The following is a 19,548-nucleotide window of genomic DNA, read 5'->3' as shown; positions in this document are numbered from 1 at the left end:
TTAAAAAGCGTGGTGTCACGCGTCGGAAAACTCGGCCCACTGCCACGCGTCGGGCGCGGCCAGCAGCGCATCGACCAGCCTGAAATTCATCTCGTGGCTCGGCCGCAACGCGCTCACGCGCGCCAGCAGCGGCGCGCCGGCCAGTGCGAGATCGCCGACCAGGTCGAGCACGCGGTGCCGGACGAACTCCTCCGGCAAGCGCATGCCGCCCAGCACGCGGCTGCCGACGATGGACGCGGTACAGGACGGCCGCGCGCCGCGCAGGATCGGCACGCCGCGCAGATAGCCGGCGACGATCGCCGGCACGGCCCACTTCACACGCCCGTACGAGCGCGACGGCGCGATTTCGGTTTCGAACGCGGCCGGCGTCAGCGCACCGTCCCAGTGCATGTCGCCGAAGCCGCGCAGGTCGTTGCGCACGCTCAGTTCGTAACGCGGCGCCGGCTCGATCCGCATTTCGCGCCGCTGGTCACCCTCGCCGTCCGTGACGACGACGGGCCGCAGCACGCGGATGAAGCGCTTCGGCGCATCGAGCGCGACGCGGCCGCACGCACGGACCGCATCGACCCACGGCGTTGCGCTGCCGTCGAGAATCGGCACTTCCTCCGCATCGAGCTCGACGATCGCGTGATCGATCTCGCACGCGAGCAGCGACGCGAGCAGATGCTCGATCGTGCGCACGCCGACGCCGTCGGCATTGCGCAGCATCGTGCAAAGCGGCTGCGCGCGGCGCAGCGCGGGATCGACCGGCAGCGTCGCGAGCGTGCGCCCGTGCGCGACGCGACGGAACGCGATGCCCGCCACGCCGTCTTCCGGACGTGCGGGCAGAATCCGCACGCCCACCCGGCGACCCGTGTGCAGCCCGTGCCCGTCGATCGTCAGCGGCCGTGCCAGCGTACCCTGGCGCGTTGCCCAGCCGGCCGGCGCGCTCATCGAGCCACCTCCAGCGTCGGCGACGCATGACCGGCGACGGGCGCCGGCCGCGTGTCGAGCAGCGCGCGCGCTTCGCCGTCGATCGCATGCTTCGCGGCAAGCGCCGCGACGGCCTCGTGCGCGGCATCGGTTGCCGAGCCGGCGTCGGCATCGGCATCGGCCGACGCGCCGATCGAATCGACGATGCGTCCGGCCAGCGTCGTCACCGACGCGCCCTCGGCAATCGCCATCACCGACAGCTTGACCTCGAACGCTTCCTCGACCGCGAGGCCGAGCTCCATCCCCATCAGCGAATCCATGCCCATGTCGAGCACCGACTTGTCGAGTGCGATGCGATCGGGCGTCATGTGCAGAATCCGCGCGATCTGCGCCTGCAGCGTCCGCGCAACCAGCGCGATCGCTTCGTCGCGCGGCAACGCGAGCACCTCTTCGCGCAGCTGCGTGCCGCCGTCGCGCACATCGCCGCCGCTCGCATGCGACTGCAGCAGCGAATACCGGCGCGCCTTCGCGGCCGGCATCCCGCGCGCCACCGCATGCCAGTCGAGCCGGACCACGGCTTCGCCGGCCGCCCCCGCGACCAGCGTGCGCTCGAGCGCGATCATCGCCTCGTCGGACGTGATCGACGCACCGCCGATCCGCGACTGCAATGCTTCGCGCGTATCGGCATGGCGGGCGAGGAAACCGACGTCCTCGAGCGGCCCCCAGGCCATGAACGTGCCGGGCAGCCCTGCCGCGCGGCGATGTTCGACGAGCGCTTCCAGGAAGCTGTTGGCCGCGACGTAGTTCGATTGCCCCGGATTGCCGAGATAGGTCGTCGCCGACGAATAGACCACGAACAGGTCGAGCGGCAGCCCGCGCGTCGCACGATGCAGGTTCCATGCGCCGGCCACCTTCGGTGCGAGCACCGCAGCCATGCGCGCATCGTCGAGATTGCGCACGAGACCGTCGTCGATCGACATCGCGGAATGCAGCACACCCTTCAGCGGAACATCGCGCCGGACGATCGCGGCAATCATCGCATCGACCGCTGCGGCATCGGTCACATCGCACGACACGACGTCGACGGTGACGCCCAGCGTGTCGCGCCAGCACGCGACTTCGTCGCGCGCCGCGGCGGCGAGTTCGCCGGAGCGGCTCGCCAGCGTCAGCCGGCGTGCGCCGCGCTCGACCATCCAGCGCGCGCTCGCGAAGCCGAGCCCGCCCGTGCCGCCGATCACCAGGTATGCGCCGTGCGGATCGAGCGCGAGCGAACCCGCGCCCGAGACGCCGCGCGTCGGCGCCGGCGTGCCGGACGGGTAGGTCACGAGCACCTTGCCGATCTGGCGCGCCTGCTGCATGTAGCGGAACGCATCCTCGGCCCGTTCGGCAGGGAACGCGCGATACGGCAGCGGATGCAGCACGCCTGCCGCGAACAGCGCCATCACTTCGCCGAACAGCCGTTCGGTCAGCTCCGGCAACGCGCCCATCAACTGGTCGGCATCGATGCCGAAATAGCTGATGTTGTTGCGGAACGGCCGCAGCCCGATATGGCTGTTTTCGTAGAAATCGCGCTTGCCGAGTTCGAGGAAACGCCCGAACGGCCGCAGCGTGTCGATGCTGCGCACCATCGCTTCGCCGGCCAGCGAATTCAGCACGATGTCGATGCCCTGCCCGCCCGTCATGGCCCGGATCTCGTCCGCGAACGCGAGGCTGCGCGAATCGAGCACGTGGTCGGCGCCGAGCAGGCGCACGAACTCGCGCTTCTCGTCGCTGCCGGCCGTCGCGAATACTTCCGCGCCGAAATGGCGCGCGAGCTGGATCGCGGCGATCCCGACGCCGCCCGCGCCGCCGTGCACGAGCACGCGTTCGCCGCGGCGCAGCCGCGCCAGTTCGACGAGCGCGTAATACGCGGTGAAGAACGTGGTCGGCACGGTCGCCGCTTCCTCGAACGACAGGCGTTCGGGTTTCAGCGCGATCGCTTGCGCGCGCGTCCTGACGCGCGTCGCGAACGACGCCGGCGCGAAGCCGAGAACCGCATCGCCCGGCGCAAATGCCGTCACGGCAGGGCCGACCCGGACCACGCGCCCGGACAGCTCCATGCCGATCGTTGCGCCCGCGAAGCCGGTCTCGACCGCTTCATCGGACAAGAGCCCCATCGCGTACATCACGTCGCGGAAATTCAGGCCGGTGGCAACCGGCTCGATCTCCACCTCGTCCTCGCCCAGCGCGCTTGCGGGCAACGCAAACCATTCGAGATTGCGCAACGAGCCCGGTGCATCGAACGCGAGCACCGATGCGCGAGCGATCGCGCCTTCGCTGCGAGCCGCGGCCTGCACGGCCGTCAGCATGCGCGGCACCAGCCGCCCGTGTGCGCTCAGGACGACCTCTTCCTCGACCGCCGAGCCCGTCAGCTCGCGAATCAGCGCATCGGAAATCCCGTCCGCCGCGCGATCGACGTCGATCAGGCGGCATGCGAGTTCGGGATGCTCGTTCGCGAGAACGCGACCGAGGCCCCACAGCGTCGCCTGTTCCGGGTGCGCACTCGCGGCCCCGGCAAACGGCGCCCCGCCGCGCGTGACGACGGTCAATCGCGTGGCCGCGTTCGGCTGCGCGCCGAGCACGCGAACGAGTGCCGCCAGCGCGATCGCACCGTGACGCTGCGCGGTCATCAGGCTGTCGCCCGTCGCGGCTTCGGCGAGTGGCGTTTCCGGTGCGCAGAACACGACGTGCGCCGGCTGCCCGGCCGGCAGCGACGCAATCGCGTCGGCCGCGTGCGTGATGTCCACGATATCGGCCGGATAGCCCGCCTGCGCCAGCGCATCGGCCAGTTGCCCGCCGAAACCGCCGACCGCATCCGGCGCGTGCATCACGAGCCAGTGTTCGTGGCGTGCGAGCGTATCGAGATCGCTCGGGTCATCGCCACGTTGTGCAGCAACCGTGTTCGCCGGATTGCGCGCGACGACGAACGTCGGCGTGCCGTCCAGGTCGAGCGACTGCTCGACGTGCCGCACGACGTCGACGTAGCCCGCGCGGGCGAGCGCCGCCTCGAGATCCGCCGGCGCCAGCGGCACGGGTGCATCGGCTTCCGTCGACGCCACCTGCGGGGCGAACACGATGTCGGAGAAGCGGCCGCGGCGCGACTCGGCCAGCAGCAGCAATCCGCCCGGCGCGAGCCACGACCGCATCGCATTCAGCGCATCGGCCACATCGTGACGGCCGCTCAACGCACGGTTCGCGACGATCAGGTCGTAAGGCCCTGCGTCATCGGCCGACAGCGACAGCCGCTCGCCCGACTGCAGTGCCACCGTGCGCACCGCCGCTTCCGCGTCCGTGTCGAACCCGGCCAGCTGGCCGGCCGTCGCGGCGATCGTGTGATCGCAGCGCGCGGCCGCGAGATGCATGCCGAGCGTCTGCAGCACGTCACCGTCCGTCGCGCCCAGTTCGAGCACGCGCAGCCGGCGCGCCGGCTGCCATGCGTCGACCGCCTGCTCGACGCCGGCCGTCAGCAGTGCATGCACGTGCTGCCAGGTCGGCGATGCGGCCAGGAGTTGCTCGACCAGGCTGTGCCCGGTCGGCGACAGCCAGCGTGCGCCATCCTTCGCGCCGCTCAGCACGTCGGCCAACGCCGCGCCGCAATGCGCGAGCAGCGTCAACTCGGCCACGTGCCCCGGCGATTCGGCCAGCAGCCCGCGCCACAGCTCGTCGAGCGGCGGCAACGCCGCGCACGCCGCGTCGTCGCGCACGAGGCGCTCGCCGTCGCGATGAGCCAGGCCGTCCTCGACGAGCATGTCGGCAAGACGTGCCGTCAGCGCCGCACGCCCGGGCGCCGGCTGCCACGTGCCGGCGAATGCGTCGAGCGCATCGAACGCGCGAAGCACGTAAAGGCTCGCGAGCACGTCGAGCAGCGGCAGGATTTCGGTCAGATGCTGCGTGCGGCGACCGTCGTCCTCGGTCGTATCGAGCCGGGCGACCGCTTGCGTGAGCAGCGCGTCGGGCGCCGGCAGACCGGCTGCATCGACGTCGCCCGGCAGCGGCACTTCTTCGAGGCGGTACACGAAGCGCGCGGGCAGGTTCTGCCGGCGGCCGACGAGATCGACGCGCCGGAACCGGCAAGCGCCGAGCCGCGCGACGATTGCGCCCTGCGCGTCGAGGAATTCGAAATGCGCGACGACCGAATGCGGGCTGCGCCGGTCGATCCGCGCGAGTACGCGCGCGACCGTGTCGCCGCGCAGATAGTCGACGCGGCCGATCTGCACCGGCACGTAAGCCGGATGCTCGCCGTCGCGCGCGTGCGCGGCAAGCAGCGCGAACAGCGGATGAAACCCGCTGTCCATCAGCGCCGGATGCAGCAGATAGGCTGACAGCGCCCGCGCATCGCCGCATGCGGCGGGCGCCGAGACGTCGGCCAGCGCCGCATCGTCGCCTGCGGCGACCCGCACGGTACGGACCCAGCGGAACGCCGGCCCGTACGCGAGGCCGATGGCTGCGGTGTTCGCATACAGCGTGTCGCCGTCGGCGGCCGGCACCGCGAGCAGGCGCTCGAGCGTGCCGGACGGCACGACGCGCGCCGCGCCGAGCGCGCTGCCGCTTTCCAGCATCCGCCCCGTCACGTTCAGCGTCCATGCGCCGTTGGACATCCGGTCGCGCGTCTCGATCGTGAAGGTCGCGGTACGCGGCTCGATCACGAGCCGGAACAGCTTCGCCTGCTGCGGCTGGAACACGACCGGCGTGCGGATCTCGACGTTTTCGAGTGCCGCATCCGGCGCATCGAAGAACGTACGCGCCGCGGCGAGCGCCATTTCCACGTAACCCGCCCCCGGGAACGCCACGCCGCCATCGACGACGTGATCGGCCAGCATCGGCAGCTTCGCCGGATCGAGCTGGTTTTCCCAACCGAACGCGTGTTCATGCAGCCGATAGCCGAGCAGCGGATGCTCGCGGCGACGATTGACGAGGCCGTAGCCTTCGACGGTCGGCGTCAGCCAGAAGCGGTCGCGCTGCCACGGATAGGACGGCAATGCCGCACGCGACGTGCCCGGTGCAAAGCGGTCGGGATCGACGCTCGCGCCGTGCGCGATCGCCGCGAGAATCGCCTGCCGCAGCGTCGCCGCGCTGCCGTGATCGCGCTTGAGCGTCGGCAGCACCGTACCGGTCGCGCCGGCAGCCGTGAACGCCTGCTTCACGTACGTGCGCAGGATCGAATGCGGCGACACTTCGACGAACAGCCGGACGCCCTGCTCGATCAGGTACGCGATGCCGTCGCCGAAGCGCACGGGCTCGCGGATATTGCGCCACCAGTAGCGCGCGTCGAGCTCGGTGCCGGAAAGCGCGCCGCCGGTCACGGTCGACACGAACGCGCCGTTGCCCGGTTGCGGCCGCAGGCTCGCCAGTTCGGCCAGCACGACCGGCTCGATGCGATCCATGTGGCTGCTGTGGAACGCGTAGTCGAGATCCAGCATCTGGAAGAACTTGCCGCTGCCGCGCAGCGCCGCTTCCAGTGCCTGCAAGCCCTGCAGTTCGCCTGCGAGCGTGACTGCGTCGGGGCTGTTGATGCCGGCGATCTCGACACGGCGCGCAAGCCCGTGGCGTGCGATCAGTTCGCGCGCCGCCGCGTCGTCGATGCCGACGGCGGCCATCCGGCCGCTGCCGCGCGTCATCGCCTGCGCGCGGCTGCGGATCTTGATTACGCGCACCGCGTCGCCGAGCGACAGCGCGCCCGTCACCCACGCCGCGGCAATTTCGCCGACGCTATGGCCGATCGCCGCGTCGTAACGCATCCCGCGTGCGTCGATCACCCGGATCATGCCGACCTGGATCGCGAACAGCAGCGGCTGCGCGTTCTCCGTCGCGGCGAGCCACTCGGCGCCCGCGCCGGCCAGCCATTCCGCGCTCGGGCCACCGCGCATCACGTCGACGAGCGACGGGCTGCCGTCGGCACACCACAGCGCGTCGACTTCGTCGAGCGCCGCGCGGAAGACGGCGTTCTCCGCATAGAGTTCGTTGCCCATACCGACCCACTGGCAACCGTTGCCCGAGAAAACGAGCGCGGTGCGCAGCGCGTCGGCGGGCGCCTGGCCGGTTGCCACGCAGGCAGGCAGGCCTTCCGGTGCCGGCTGGGCCAGTGCCGCAAGCGCCGCACGGCCTTCGGCAACCTCGGCCGGTGCGACGATCGCGCGATGCTCGAGCCATTGGCGACGACGTACGGCCGTGGCGGCAAGCGTCTGCCAGTCGCCACCGTTGTCGAGCATCGCCAGATAGCGGCCCGCGAGCGCGCCGAGCGCCGCCGCGCTGCGCGCGGTCAGCACGAGCGGAGACAACTGTGCGTGAGCCGGCTCGGGCGCGGCCGTCGACGTCTCGTTTGCAGCCGGTGCCTCGGTCAGCACGACGTGTGCGTTCGTCCCACCGAAGCCGAACGAGTTGACACCAACCGTCAGCGGCGCGTCACCCGCTTCGAGCGGCATGTAGCGATCGACGACGCGCAGGCGCCCGCCGTCGAAATCGATGCCAGGATTGGGCGTGACGAAATGCAGCGAGCGCGGCACCGCGCGATGCTTCAGGCACAGCACGGCCTTCAGCAGGCCGGCCATGCCGGAGGCCGTTTCAAGGTGGCCGATGTTGGTCTTCACCGAGCCGATGAGCAGCGGACGGCCCGCCGGGCGCTCGCCCGACACGACGTCGATCAGCGCACGCGCCTCGATCGGATCGCCGACCGCCGTGCCGGTGCCGTGCGCCTCGAGGTACGCGAGCGATTGCGGATCGATGCCTGCGCGCGCGTAGACGCTGCGCAGCAGCGACGCTTGCGCGGCCGCGCCCGGCACGCTGATGCCGCCCGGCGAGTGGCCCACGGAGTTCACGCCGGAGCCGGCGATGACCGCATGGATCGTGTCGCCGTCGGCGAGCGCGCGATCGAGCGGCTTGAGCAGCACGAATGCGCCGCCTTCGGAGCGGACATAGCCGTCGCCGGTTGCATCGAACGCGCGGCAACGGCCGCGCGGCGACAGCATCGACGCCTTGGAGAAGCTGACGAAGCCGAACGGGTGCAGCAGCAGATTGACGCCGCCCGCGAGCGCCACATCGGCTTCGCCGGATTGCAGCGCCTTGACGGCCTGGTGGAGTGCGACGAGCGACGACGAGCATGCCGTATCGACGGACATGCTCGGGCCGCGCAGGTCGAACAGGTAGGACACGCGGTTCGACGCGATGCTCAGTGTGTTGCCGGTCGCCGAATACGGATCGATCACGTTCAGATCGTCCATGTTGCGGTTGCCGTAATCCATGCTGGCGGCGCCGACGAAGACGCCGCAGTTGCTGCCGCGCATGTCGGCCGGGCGCACGCCCGCGTCCTCGAACGCCTCCCATGCGAGTTCGAGCAACAGGCGCTGCTGCGGATCCATCTGGGCCGCTTCGCGCGGGGAAATGCCGAAGAACGCGGCATCGAAGCCGGCGACGTTGTCGAGCACGCCGGCCGAGAACGTGTAGCTCTTGCCCGGTTCGCGCTTGGACGGGTGCTGGTAGAAATCGGTGCCGAAGCGGTCGGCTGGGATTTCGGTCACTGCGTCGCGTTCGTCGCGCAGCAGCTGCCAGAAGTCGCCAAGATTGTTAGCGCTCCCGGGAAACCGACAAGCCACCCCAATTATTGCAATCTTACTGTTCATCTTTTATGTCGCTTTCTCGGATGCGTGCGGCTCTTCCACGCGATTTCCGTCATCTTGTACCACATGCAGCAGTGCCACCCCCAGCTCCTCGGCCGCGAGATTCCGGCGTTCGGGAGTATTCGCGCCGTAATTCCGCCAAATGAAGTAGTCGCTGTGTTGCGGATTAACGCCCAGTTTTTCGAATACATGAGGCAGCGCGGGGACGTGGTCGCCGTAGAAACAAACGACCGTTTCACGATCGCTGGTGCGCAAATAATCGAGCAAGCGCCCGATCATTGCGTCGGCATTTTCAATGTGCCGCAGATATGCTGTCAGGTCGCGCCAGGAGGCGTCTTCGCCAAGAGTATGCCTTGAAGACGATTCGCCGGGTAAAACCTGCTCGAGGTGCAATGGGCCGTGGTTTTCCATTGTCATTGCGAAGATGAAGCGGGGCGCGCTTCGGGATTCGTCCAACGCATCGACGACGGCATCCAACACGGCCGAATCGGCAATATACGGACCGGCTCGCGGGGCATCGGCAAAGTTTTCAATATCCAGAAATTTGTCGAATCCGAGCAACGGAAAGACCCGATTCCTTCCGAAGAAGTCTGCATAGTACGGATGAATCGCGACAGTCGTGTAACCGCCCCGTCGAAACCAAGCCGCAATCGTTGCACACGCTCGCCGTACGAAAGCATACGGGTAGAAACGGGCGTAGCCGAGACGCGCGGACGTCAGTCCGCTCAGCATCGCAAACTCCGTCCGCATCGTGTTCGCGCCCCAGGCCGGCACAAGCAGTTCACCGTGGCAGCAGGACTCCCGGCGCGCGATATCCAGATTGCGGTAATTCACCGCATCGATCGCCGCGCCAAGACGCCGTGCGTCAAAATACGACTCGCTCTGGATCACGATCACGTCAGGGCCTGCAGTCGGCGCGCCCGATGCGTACGGCCCTGTCCGCGCAACCTGTTCGAATGCGCGCAGCGTCGCGGGCCGCAGGCCATTCAGCAGATACGCGACAAATACCGCGAAAAAGCCATGCCGCTGCTGGTCCGTGCCGGCATTCAGCGTAAGTGGCAAGCGCGCGACCAACCAACAGGTCGCGATCGCACACGCCACGAGGAGCGCCGTCACCTGCCAGAGTCCCCCACTCAACGGCCGCTCAGCGAAGAAGCCGCCCAGCAGCGCCACGACGCCGATCACGATTCCGATCACCTTGCCGACGCTCAGAAACGGCAAATACAACCGGGGATGGGCGAACAACTGGCTGAACAGACTCAAATCGGTAAAAACAAACGGTTCGCGCAGCGACTCGTACTTTGCATTGCTCACCGTTGCCAACAGGCCGACCAGCGCGACCGCAATGCAGGCGGAAAACAGGAGACGCCGGGTCACGATCAGCATCGCGCCGGTCAAAAACACGAGCGCGAGGACATGCAACATCCGTGCAGAACCGGAAACTCGTCGCGCGCGGGGTAGCGCAAACGCGTCCAGCGCGAACGACGCGCCGAGCGCGATCGCAAGCGTGAGCGACAGGCCAACGCTCAAGCTAGCGCTCCCGTCCCGGCAGATAAGACAGTCGGCCGAGTATCGCGTCACCGAGCCGGGCCGGCAGCAGTGTCAACAAGCTCATGCCGAGTGCGAGCAGCCCCGGAAACGCAATGACGGCTCGCCGCGCAGCCAGTTTCCGGCGAATATGGCCTGCGGCCCTGTCGGCCGACCACATGAATGGCTTGTCACCTGGGAAAACGTCACTCATCGCGGTCCTGACGAAACCGGGCAACACGATCGCAAGATGCACGCCGTCACGCGCCAGCAAGGGCCGCACCGAATCGCCGTACGCCTTGAGTGCGGCCTTGCTCGCACAATAAGCGGGTGAAATTGCCATGCCGCGTATCGCTGCAATGGAGCACATCAGCCCGATCTGTCCGCTCCGGCGCCCCCGCATGCGCGCGATCACCGGCAGTACCGCATGCATCGCCCCGTAGAAATTGGTGTCGACGACTGCCGCCATGCGATCAAGCTCCTCCCAATCGCGATCCGAATCAAGCGTACTGGCCACCCCGGCGTTGGCAATCAGCAGGTCTATCGGATAAGTGTCGTCGAACTGCCATAACCACGCTCGCATCGCCTCAGCGTCTCGCACGTCGACCTGTCCGGTGACTACCTTCGCGCCGAGCGCGCGACAGGCGTCAGCGCAGGCATCGAGTCGCCGCATGTCCCGACCAACGAGCCCCAACACCACACCGGGCGCCGCATAGACGGTCGCGAGCGAACGCCCGATGCCTGCGCTTGCGCCGGTAACGACAACGTGACGAGGTGCGGCACTAGCCATGTGCGGCCTCGAGACGAACAACCGCAGCGGCAGTCGCCATTTCGATGCCCGTGCGCGTGTAGAAGTCGCCGTTGATCTGTGTGTGGTGGACGACGTAGTCGAGAAATGCCTGATACAGATTCATGTCCGGCGGAGGTGCATCTGGCCAGAAGTCGTCGAGTTCACCCGCCCACGTCAACCCCGGCATGTTGTAAATCGCCGTACCAAGCGCGATCAACGGACGGCGATGATGCAGAGCCGAAAGCCCGACAGTGCTGTTGACCACGACGACCGCACGCGCGTGTTCGAGCAGCGTCGGCAGGTGACCAGCGTTGATGAACCGCAAACGGTCTGCCACGTCGAGCTCATGCGCAAGTCGCATCGCGTATTGGCGATAGTCGATGAGCCCAGTGTCGAGCGGGTGGTTCTTGATGACCAGCCACGTATCGGCCGGCGCGTGGCGGGCGAATGATCGAATTACCTTGGCGATAGCGTCACGGACGCCGTCAAACGGTGAATGGACGATTATCTGCGCATCCGAGTTCAACTGGAGCGGGAAGAGATAGTACCGTTGGCCGGCGCCGAGAAGCTCGCGCGTTACGTGCTCTGCGTCACGATGATGGCGGCCCTGGCAAAGTGCGCGCGAGGCAAGACCAGCGTATTCCATGATGCCGTTTCTTGGGCGATGGCTACGATAATGCGGGAACCGCGCCGCATAAAGCATGTTCGCAGCACGATAACGGATATCGTGATACGCGCGCTCGCCGAGGTTGTAACCGGTGGACTGGCCAACCGGGCTCGGCGGGATAATGCCCCGCTGGTCGAGGTACCACACCGGATCGCGCGGCAGCGACGAACGTCCGTTGACCCCGCTTCTCTCGAGCGTAAGCCAGTGAGGGCGGACATAGCCCTCTTCAAAAACATGGACCCGCAGGCCGAACGCCTGCGAAATCGGGTGCATGTGGCGGTGAATTTCGCGACAATCACCGAACATGATGACGTCTGTGAACTCACCTGCTCGCGTGATTTGCGTGTACCAGTCGGACAAGTCGTTCGGCTTGCCGTCGTAGTCCCACGCATGTTTTGCGCCGCTGTACAGCAGATCGCCGCCGCAAAAATTGACCTTGCGTACCGAATGCCCGCGTTCCCGCAAAGCAGCGGCAAGGTGACTGAAAAACGGCGAGGCCGTCCCTTGCAGGACAAGGAATGAGCGAGGCATCTGGTCTGGTCAAACGGCGCATAAGGCCCCCTCGAAATACAGCGGTGACGCCCGCGATGCTTCGATGCAATAAGCCTGTAATGGTTATATAAGGTTCGTGGTCCCAGCAAGAATCGAAGAATACCTCATTACAGCTGAAATCAATATAGGAATGGCGAAAAATGCGGCAAGATGTGGCCACAATCACAACACGATGGCGCCCTGCACATCCGATGGCTATAATCAGCCGCCGCGGCTCGATCTGCGCGAATCTGCTGCAGAGATATGCGCTGCCGAAACACGGCAGCACGCTAACGAGGCGACGCGATGTGCACCAAAGTGCGCAAGCAGGTCGCCAGCCCGTTTGAAACGTTGTCCGTAGAGTTGCGACACAGTTTGCGGATATTTTCGCCCCTCGGTCACAAAAGCGCCACAAAGTGGCTGGTTGTGAAAAAGGGGCCAAACAGCCTGGAAAAGAGTTGGATAACGTATCTAGCAGGACGGCGACATCGGGATCGCCAACAGGAACCCCCAAAGGCCTGACTGAGCGGATCAAGAAGATTAATCGGCTCTTTGCGCTAACGGTGCTCGTGCCCACTACGATCGCAACCGTCTACTATGGTCTTGTAGCGTCCGACGTTTACGTTTCGGAATCACGTTTCGTAGTGCGCAGCCCTCAACGACAAAGCCAGACAAGCGTTGTCGGCGCCCTGCTTCAAGGCACCGGATTCTCACGGGCACAAGACGATACTTACCCCGTGGTCGACTATATCCAGTCGCGTGATGCGCTTTCCGAGCTGGATCGAGGCAACTACATCCTTAACTCGTACTCGAATCGAGGCGACGTTATTAGCCGTTTCAACTCGAGTTTCGACGACAGCTTCGAAGCTTTGTGGAAGTACTACGGCAAGCACATCGTATCAGTGGAATTCGATTCGACGTCTGCGATTACTACGTTGCAAGTCCGTGCTTTTACGTCGAAAGACGCAGAAAAGATCAACCAGACGTTGCTGGAAATCAGCGAGCGGCTCGTCAACCGGATGAACCAGCGAGCAGCGGCGGATACCGTAGAGTTTGCGCAGCGTGAAGTCAACCAGGCTGCGACAAAGGCAAAGGATGCAGCAGCGGCGCTTGCAGCCTACCGGAACTCGTACACCGTGTTCGATCCGGAGAAGCAATCTGCGCTGCAGCTCCAGCAGGTAACGAGCCTGCAATCGCAGATGTTCGCTGCGCAAACGCAGCTCATGCAGCTGCAGTCGATTTCACCGCAGAACCCGCAAATTCCGGTGCTGAAGACGAACATCGAATCGATGCAAAAGCAGATTCAAATTGCAACCGGAGGGGTGACTGGCGGGAAGGATTCGCTTTCGCAGAAGGCCGCGAACTATGCGCGATTGCAACTCGACGCGCAATTCGCAGACAAGCAACTTGCTTCCGCAATGACTGCATTGGAGAGCGCTCGGGGTGAAGCGGAACGGAAACAGCTTTATCTTGAAAGGCTTGTGCAGCCCAATGCGCCCGATGTTGCAATAGAACCCAAGCGACTGAAGTCCATATTCGAGGTGTTCGCATTGGGAATGATCGCCTGGGGTGTCCTGAGTCTGCTGCTCGCCGGCGTGCGGGAACACCACGATTAAGGACAGGCATCTTGCATCACGACACTCCCTTGCTGAGGTCGCTGCAAATTCAACTGCGCGTGGTCGGCGCGCTGTTGATGCGCGAAATTCTCACGCGGTACGGTAGACACAACGTCGGCTTCTTGTGGATCTTCTTCGAGCCGATGATGTTCACGCTGGGGATTCTTGGACTATGGACCGCCACGAAAGCAACCCATGGGTCCAACCTTCCGATTACTGCCTTCGCCGTAACCGGATATTCTTCAGTGCTCTTGTGGCGCAATTGTGCAAACCGGTGTGCGCTTGCAATCGAGCCGAACCAAGCGCTCCTCTATCACCGAAATGTGCGCGTAATTGATCTTTTCATTGCGCGCGTAGCGCTCGAAATCACTGGCACGACGATTTCCTTTGTATTTCTAACCGTCGTCTTCATGACGCTGGGGTTGATGTCAGCCCCCCAGAATCTGACACTTATCATCGGCGGCTGGATACATCTGGCGATCTTCGGCAGCTCGCTCGGATTCATTATCGGCGCGTTAAGCGAGCGCAGTGAAGCCGCCGACCGGGTCTGGCATACGGTTGCCTACCTGCTCTTCCCGCTATCCGGCGCGCTCTTCATGGTCGAATGGTTGCCGCCCAACTTTCAGAAAGTGGTCTTGCTATTGCCGATGGTTCACGGCGCGGAAATGCTGCGCGCCGGATATTTCGGCACACTAGTAAAGGCGCACTACGATATCGGCTATATGGTGTGGTGCGACATGGTGCTTCTGTTTATCGGCCTCAGCCTCGTTAAAGACGCAAGCAAGCGGGTTGAACCGGAATGATCGAGCTCATCGACGTCAGCAAGGACTACCATACACGGCAAGGCAGTCGCCGCGTACTGGATACGATCAACCTGCAGGTGCAAACCGGCGAGAAAATCGGCATTCTTGGTCGCAACGGTGCGGGCAAATCCACCATGATCCGCATGATTAGCGGAGCCGAATTGCCGACTGAGGGCAAAATTCGCCGCAACATGAGTGTTTCATGGCCCCTTGCATTCGGCGGCGCATTCCAGGGCAGCCTCACCGGCATGGACAACCTGCGGTTCATTTGCCGCGTGTATGGTGCGGACCCCAAGGCAGCCGAACCGTTCGTCCAGGAATTCTCCGAGCTGGGCTATTATCTGCGCGAACCCGTGAAGAGTTATTCGGCGGGTATGCGTGCGAGGCTGGCGTTCGCGATATCGATGGCGATTGAGTTTGATTGTTTTCTGATCGACGAAATTGTGGCGGTGGGCGACAGTCGCTTTCACGACAAGTGCCACCATGAGCTTTTCGAGCGACGGCGTGATAGGTCCTTGATCATCGTGAGCCACGACTCTGGCTATATTCGCGAACACTGCGACCGTGCCGCGGTGCTCGTTCAGGGAAAACTCAACACCTTCGACGACATCGAAGACGCTTACACCTTCTATCGCGAAAGCGTGGTTTGAAGTCAGTCAATTTCGAATGCGTCGCTCAATTGGAATGCTGAACGCGGGAGTTTTGCAGTGGGCTGCGATTTGGTGCACTCCACGGCTCGCGAATCTCGCAAGACGTGCCGTCATGGCACTTTCTCCAGCCAAACGCCCCCATGCCCCGCCAAACAGGGCGCTGCTGATCGACGTGTCGATCATTGCGTCGCACGACGCCGGGACCGGCATTCAACGCGTCGTGAAATCACTGGCACTCGATCTGCTAAAGTCTCCTCCAGCCGGATTCGAAATCCGCCTCGTCCGAGCAACAAGGGCACAGCCCTATCGCTACGCCAATGCTTGGCAAGCGTCGCTTACCGGATCCGAAGTGGTGGAAGAAGATGAGCACGTTCGCGTATCGAGCGGGGACCTCTTTCTCGGTCTCGACCTGACCAGCCGCATCTTGCCCCGCCGTCATGCAGAACTGCTTCACTGGCGCGCACAAGGTGTCCGCTGCGCGTTCATTGTCTACGATCTGCTGCCAATCCTTCATCCCGACTGGTTCACGCCCCGCGCTCGCCGCTCGTATCGCCATTGGTTATCGACGCTAGCCGTGCAAGCAGACGCACTGTTTTGCATCTCGAAATCGGTATCAGACGAAATGCGTGATTGTTTGCATCGTCGATTCGGATTCGCGACAGATGAAATCGCAACACACTGGTTTCACCTCGGTTCCGCCCCCCTCGTTGATACGTCGCCGAAGAGCACGGCAAAGTCGAAACAGTCGCCAGTCAAGAACTATGGCGGCGGCCCCACCACGCTCATGGTTGGAACGATCGAGCCACGCAAAGGCCATGCTCAGGTCCTTGATGCGTTCGACCGATTATGGCGTGACGGCTTCGACGGTTCCCTGGTTATTGCCGGCAAACCAGGCTGGCAAATAAATCCATTGGCTGAGCGCTTGAAGCACCATGCCGAAGCTGGCAAACGACTCTTTTGGCTCTCCGAAGTCGACGACCACGAACTGGAGCGGCTGTATGCGGAACTCGATGGCTTGTTGATGGCGTCCGAGGCCGAAGGCTTCGGCTTGCCGCTCGTCGAGGCCGCACGGTACGGCATGCCGATATTTGCACGCGATCTCCCCGTGTTCCGGGAGATCGCAGGCGCGCACGCGTCGTTTTTCACCGCGAGCAATGGCAGCGAACTTGCTCCTCAGTTGGCTAAGTGGCTGACAGAAGTCCAGAGCGGCACGGCAACCGCGAGCAAAGGGATGAATGTACAGACGTGGAATGCCAGCGCAAATCAGCTTCGAGCGTTGCTGGCATCACTGCGCTAGCAAGTTTGCCCCTACACACCGTGCTCAGGCTGAACGACGGCATACGTCAAGGGTGCGTTTCGCACATTGATTCCAAGTAGCTCCACACGCAACATCAAGGCCTCGCCTGACTGCACTTATACGCCACGCGTTGTCGCACAAAACCCGCCCTATCCCATCTCGTAGAGCATCGTGATCATCGGGCTCGACGAGCCACGCGGCGCCGTTTGCCACTTCCGGCAGCGACGAATGGTTGGAAGTCAGAGTGGGCACTCCACTCGCCATCGCCTCAAGCACGGGGAGACCAAACCCCTCGTAGACTGATGGAAATAGAAAGGCCCTAGCGCCGGAATAAAGCAGCGGTAGAAACGCCTCGTCGGCAAAGCCGAGATACTTTAACCATCCCTCGCTTTCGCCGACGACGATCTGTTCCTGCAACGCATCGCTCAGCCACCCCCTGCTGCCTGCGAGAACCAACGGGTAACACGAGCGTAACGCCATCGGTATATCGCGGTAAGCGTCGAGCAGCCGGTCGATCCGTTTACGCGGCTCAAGTGTCGAAACGCAAAGTGAATAGCCACCATGCACAAGACCGTGTTCACGCAACGCCGCGCCCGCTTCCGACGCGTCGCGCAATCGAAATTTATCACTGACTCCGAGGCCAATCGCCGTAACGCGCTCAGACGGCCATCCGAAATAGCCAATCACTTCAGTACGCGTGGCTTCCGAGTCCGTGATCAGGTGTGTCGCGCGGCGCAATGTTGACGTAAAGCTACGTTCGAAGTGCCTGATACGCTCAACCGGATGAGTTTCGGGATACTTGAACACGGAAAGGTCGTGCACCGTCACGATTCCGCTTTCAACTTGCTCAGGCAGAAAATAATTCGGCGAGTGAAATACATGACCACGCATCTCTCGCCCCATCCACCACCGACGCCAATTCCTCGCAGTTCGCGGAAGAAAGAAACTGCTCTTGCGCCCCGAGGCCGCGTGCGCAGCAGAAATCAGCAGTCGCGCCGGATCCTTGACCCAACGATCTGAACAGAAAAAGCGCAATGCGTCAAACTCATTGCGCATCGTCTGGTAGTGGCTCGCAAGCTCCCACGCATATCGGCCAATCCCGGTGAGCGGAGGTGCGATGGCGTCTACAGCGAGCGCAAGCCTCACGCCGGCCCGTCCAGCATCCACCGAAGCGTATCGCGCAAAGGGATAGCCTCCAACGGCCCGATCGCCTGTTCAAGTTTGACTTTTGAGCCGATCAGCTTCCGAACTTCGTTTGCTCGCACAAAGGAAGGATTGACCCGGATTTCCGGGCGGTACCCTGCGAGATCACTCATGATTTCGAGCACGTCTTGCAAGGTACTCCCATTTCCACTGCATACGTTAAAAGTCTGGCCAGCGAAATGGCCGTCAAGTAGCCGCGTATATGCGTTGACAACTGTTCGAACGTCCGAAAAATCCCGAACCACATCGAGATTCCCCAGTTCGATCACCGACGCTCTGTTGCGGAAATGCGAAGCGATTTTAGGTAATAGAAAATTGACGCCTTGACCAACGCCCGTATAATTGAATGGCCGCACAATAGTAATCGGCAACCGGTCTTCCCACAAATGGGCGACATACTCCATCGCAAGCTTGCTGACGGCATAGTCATTGGCCGGTAATGCGCTGACCGATTCGTCAATCACTTCGACGCCAGCATTCCCATAGACATTTGCACTGCTCGCGACCAACAGCGCTCTCGGCGAGCAACCAGATGCTGCGACCGCGTCAAGCAATGTGCGCGTGCCAATCACATTTGTCTGATAGATAGCGTTCACGTCGCCATGAGCGACGAACGCAATCGCTGCGAGATGAACGATCGCGTCAGGTCGCTCTTCGACCAAGATGTCGGTCAGCTTCGGCTTGTCAAGTAAGTCACATACATGCGTACGCACATCGGCTGATTGAACCGGTCGATGCGCTATACCACAAACCTCATGTCCTGCACCGAGCAGGGCTTCGACAAGATGTCGCGCCGTGAAGCCAGCGATACCGGTGATCAGAATCCTAGCCATACGTCAAAACGAAAAGCCAATTTCATTGCGACGAATATCGGCCTCAACCATCATTTCGCAGAGTTGCTCCAGCGTTGTGCGGGGTTCCCAACCAAGCTCCGCCCGTGCCTTCGCGGGATCGCCAATCAGCAAGTCCACTTCCGCAGGACGGTAAAACTTCGGATTGATCTTCACAATTTCCTTACCAGACACAGTATCGACACCAATCTCGTTTTCGTCCTTGCCCACCCACGCAATGTTAAAACCAGCCGCCTTACCGGCCATACTAACAAAATCGCGGACAGTTTCAGTTCGATTGGTGGCCAACACATAAGTGTCCGCCTTATCAGCCTGCAGCATTCGCCACATTCCCTCAACGTATTCTTTTGCGTATCCCCAATCACGCTTGGCATCCAGATTACCAAGCTCAAGGATGTCGAGCTTGCCGAGGCGAATCTTCGCGATGCTATCGGTGATCTTACGTGTGACAAATTCACGGCCACGCAGTGGTGACTCGTGATTGAAGAGAATTCCGCTGCTCGCAAAGATGTTGTAACTTTCGCGATAATTCACCGTCATCCAATGCGCATACAACTTTGCTACGCCATACGGACTGCGCGGGTAGAAAGGCGTATCTTCCGTTTGCGGGACCGCTTGCACTTTGCCGAACATTTCAGAAGTACTAGCCTGATAAAAACGGATATCTGGATTGACAATTCGAATTGCTTCAAGCAAATGAAGCGCACCAATCCCGGTTATCTCGGCCGTAGTTATCGGTTGATCAAACGATACACCGACAAAGCTTTGTGCGGCGAGATTATACACCTCAGTGGCCTCTGTCTCTCGCAGCAGCCTTATGCTTGAACCGAGATCCGTAAGATCGTACTCGACCACGTGGAAATCTGGATGCTGAGCGATCCCGAGTTCCTCGACGCGCCAGAAATTCACCGAGCTGGTACGGCGATAAGTCCCGAATACCACATAGCCTTGCTCCAGGAGAAACTTCGCAAGATATGCTCCATCTTGGCCGGTTACTCCGGTGACGATCGCCTTCTTCATGATTAATCAACCTCTAAATTTCAATTAAT

General features: G+C 62.9%; 12 protein-coding genes. 4 read left to right on the top strand and 8 right to left on the bottom strand.

What is annotated here, in order from left to right:
* Positions 1–15: 15 nt before the first annotated feature.
* Genes HWX87_RS29695 through HWX87_RS29675 form a run of 5 tightly spaced genes read right to left on the bottom strand, consistent with a single transcriptional unit; the run spans position 16 to position 12,079 of the window.
* The gene (locus tag HWX87_RS29695; RefSeq protein ID WP_176050580.1) at positions 16–933 is read right to left on the bottom strand and encodes a UDP-3-O-acyl N-acetylglycosamine deacetylase; all 918 of its coding nucleotides are present in this window, start codon (positions 931–933) and stop codon (positions 16–18) included.
* On the bottom strand, positions 930–8,567 hold the full coding sequence (locus tag HWX87_RS29690; protein WP_176050579.1) for a type I polyketide synthase: 7,638 nt from the start codon (positions 8,565–8,567) through the stop codon (positions 930–932). The genes HWX87_RS29695 and HWX87_RS29690 overlap by 4 nt, the downstream gene beginning before the upstream one ends.
* Before the next feature lie 3 nt (positions 8,568–8,570).
* Complete coding sequence (locus tag HWX87_RS29685) at positions 8,571–10,094, bottom strand: LTA synthase family protein (protein ID WP_176050578.1); 1,524 nt, start codon at positions 10,092–10,094, stop codon at positions 8,571–8,573.
* 1 nt (position 10,095) lies between these two features.
* Positions 10,096–10,881 carry an SDR family NAD(P)-dependent oxidoreductase gene (locus HWX87_RS29680; protein WP_176050577.1) on the bottom strand — a complete coding sequence of 262 codons (786 nt, stop codon included), beginning with the start codon at positions 10,879–10,881 and terminating at the stop codon, positions 10,096–10,098.
* A complete protein-coding gene (locus HWX87_RS29675; protein WP_176050576.1) occupies positions 10,874–12,079 on the bottom strand; it encodes a capsular biosynthesis protein in 1,206 nt (401 codons plus the stop codon). The genes HWX87_RS29680 and HWX87_RS29675 overlap by 8 nt, the downstream gene beginning before the upstream one ends.
* A 518-nt stretch (positions 12,080–12,597) precedes the next feature.
* Between HWX87_RS29675 and HWX87_RS29670 the strand changes: the two genes are divergently transcribed.
* The 4 genes from HWX87_RS29670 to HWX87_RS29655 all read left to right on the top strand — a co-directional run bounded on the left by HWX87_RS29670 (position 12,598) and on the right by HWX87_RS29655 (position 16,445).
* Positions 12,598–13,695 (top strand): hypothetical protein, encoded by a 1,098-nt coding sequence (locus HWX87_RS29670; protein WP_176050599.1) that lies wholly within the window; start codon positions 12,598–12,600, stop codon positions 13,693–13,695.
* 8 nt (positions 13,696–13,703) lie between these two features.
* A complete protein-coding gene (locus HWX87_RS29665) occupies positions 13,704–14,498 on the top strand; it encodes an ABC transporter permease (protein ID WP_244137790.1) in 795 nt (264 codons plus the stop codon).
* A complete protein-coding gene (locus HWX87_RS29660) occupies positions 14,495–15,148 on the top strand; it encodes an ABC transporter ATP-binding protein (protein ID WP_176050575.1) in 654 nt (217 codons plus the stop codon). Before HWX87_RS29665 ends, HWX87_RS29660 begins: the two co-directional genes overlap by 4 nt.
* Positions 15,149–15,260: 112 nt before the next feature.
* Complete coding sequence (locus HWX87_RS29655; protein ID WP_244137789.1) at positions 15,261–16,445, top strand: glycosyltransferase family 1 protein; 1,185 nt, start codon at positions 15,261–15,263, stop codon at positions 16,443–16,445.
* Positions 16,446–16,469: 24 nt separating this feature from the next.
* On the opposite strand, the gene HWX87_RS29650 is transcribed toward HWX87_RS29655, so the two are convergent.
* The 3 genes from HWX87_RS29650 to gmd are packed head-to-tail and all read right to left on the bottom strand — an operon-like array spanning position 16,470 to position 19,519.
* Positions 16,470–17,591 (bottom strand): glycosyltransferase family 1 protein, encoded by a 1,122-nt coding sequence (locus tag HWX87_RS29650; RefSeq protein WP_176050573.1) that lies wholly within the window; start codon positions 17,589–17,591, stop codon positions 16,470–16,472.
* Complete coding sequence (locus HWX87_RS29645; RefSeq protein ID WP_176050572.1) at positions 17,588–18,481, bottom strand: NAD-dependent epimerase/dehydratase family protein; 894 nt, start codon at positions 18,479–18,481, stop codon at positions 17,588–17,590. The genes HWX87_RS29650 and HWX87_RS29645 overlap by 4 nt, the downstream gene beginning before the upstream one ends.
* A 3-nt stretch (positions 18,482–18,484) precedes the next feature.
* Positions 18,485–19,519 carry a GDP-mannose 4,6-dehydratase gene (gene gmd, locus HWX87_RS29640; protein WP_176050571.1) on the bottom strand — a complete coding sequence of 345 codons (1,035 nt, stop codon included), beginning with the start codon at positions 19,517–19,519 and terminating at the stop codon, positions 18,485–18,487.
* Positions 19,520–19,548 lie beyond the last annotated feature (29 nt).

Source organism: Burkholderia sp. BCC1644 (genome assembly GCF_902833225.1).
Classification (GTDB): Bacteria; Pseudomonadota; Gammaproteobacteria; order Burkholderiales; family Burkholderiaceae; genus Burkholderia.
This window is presented reverse-complemented; position numbering and strand designations above follow the sequence as displayed.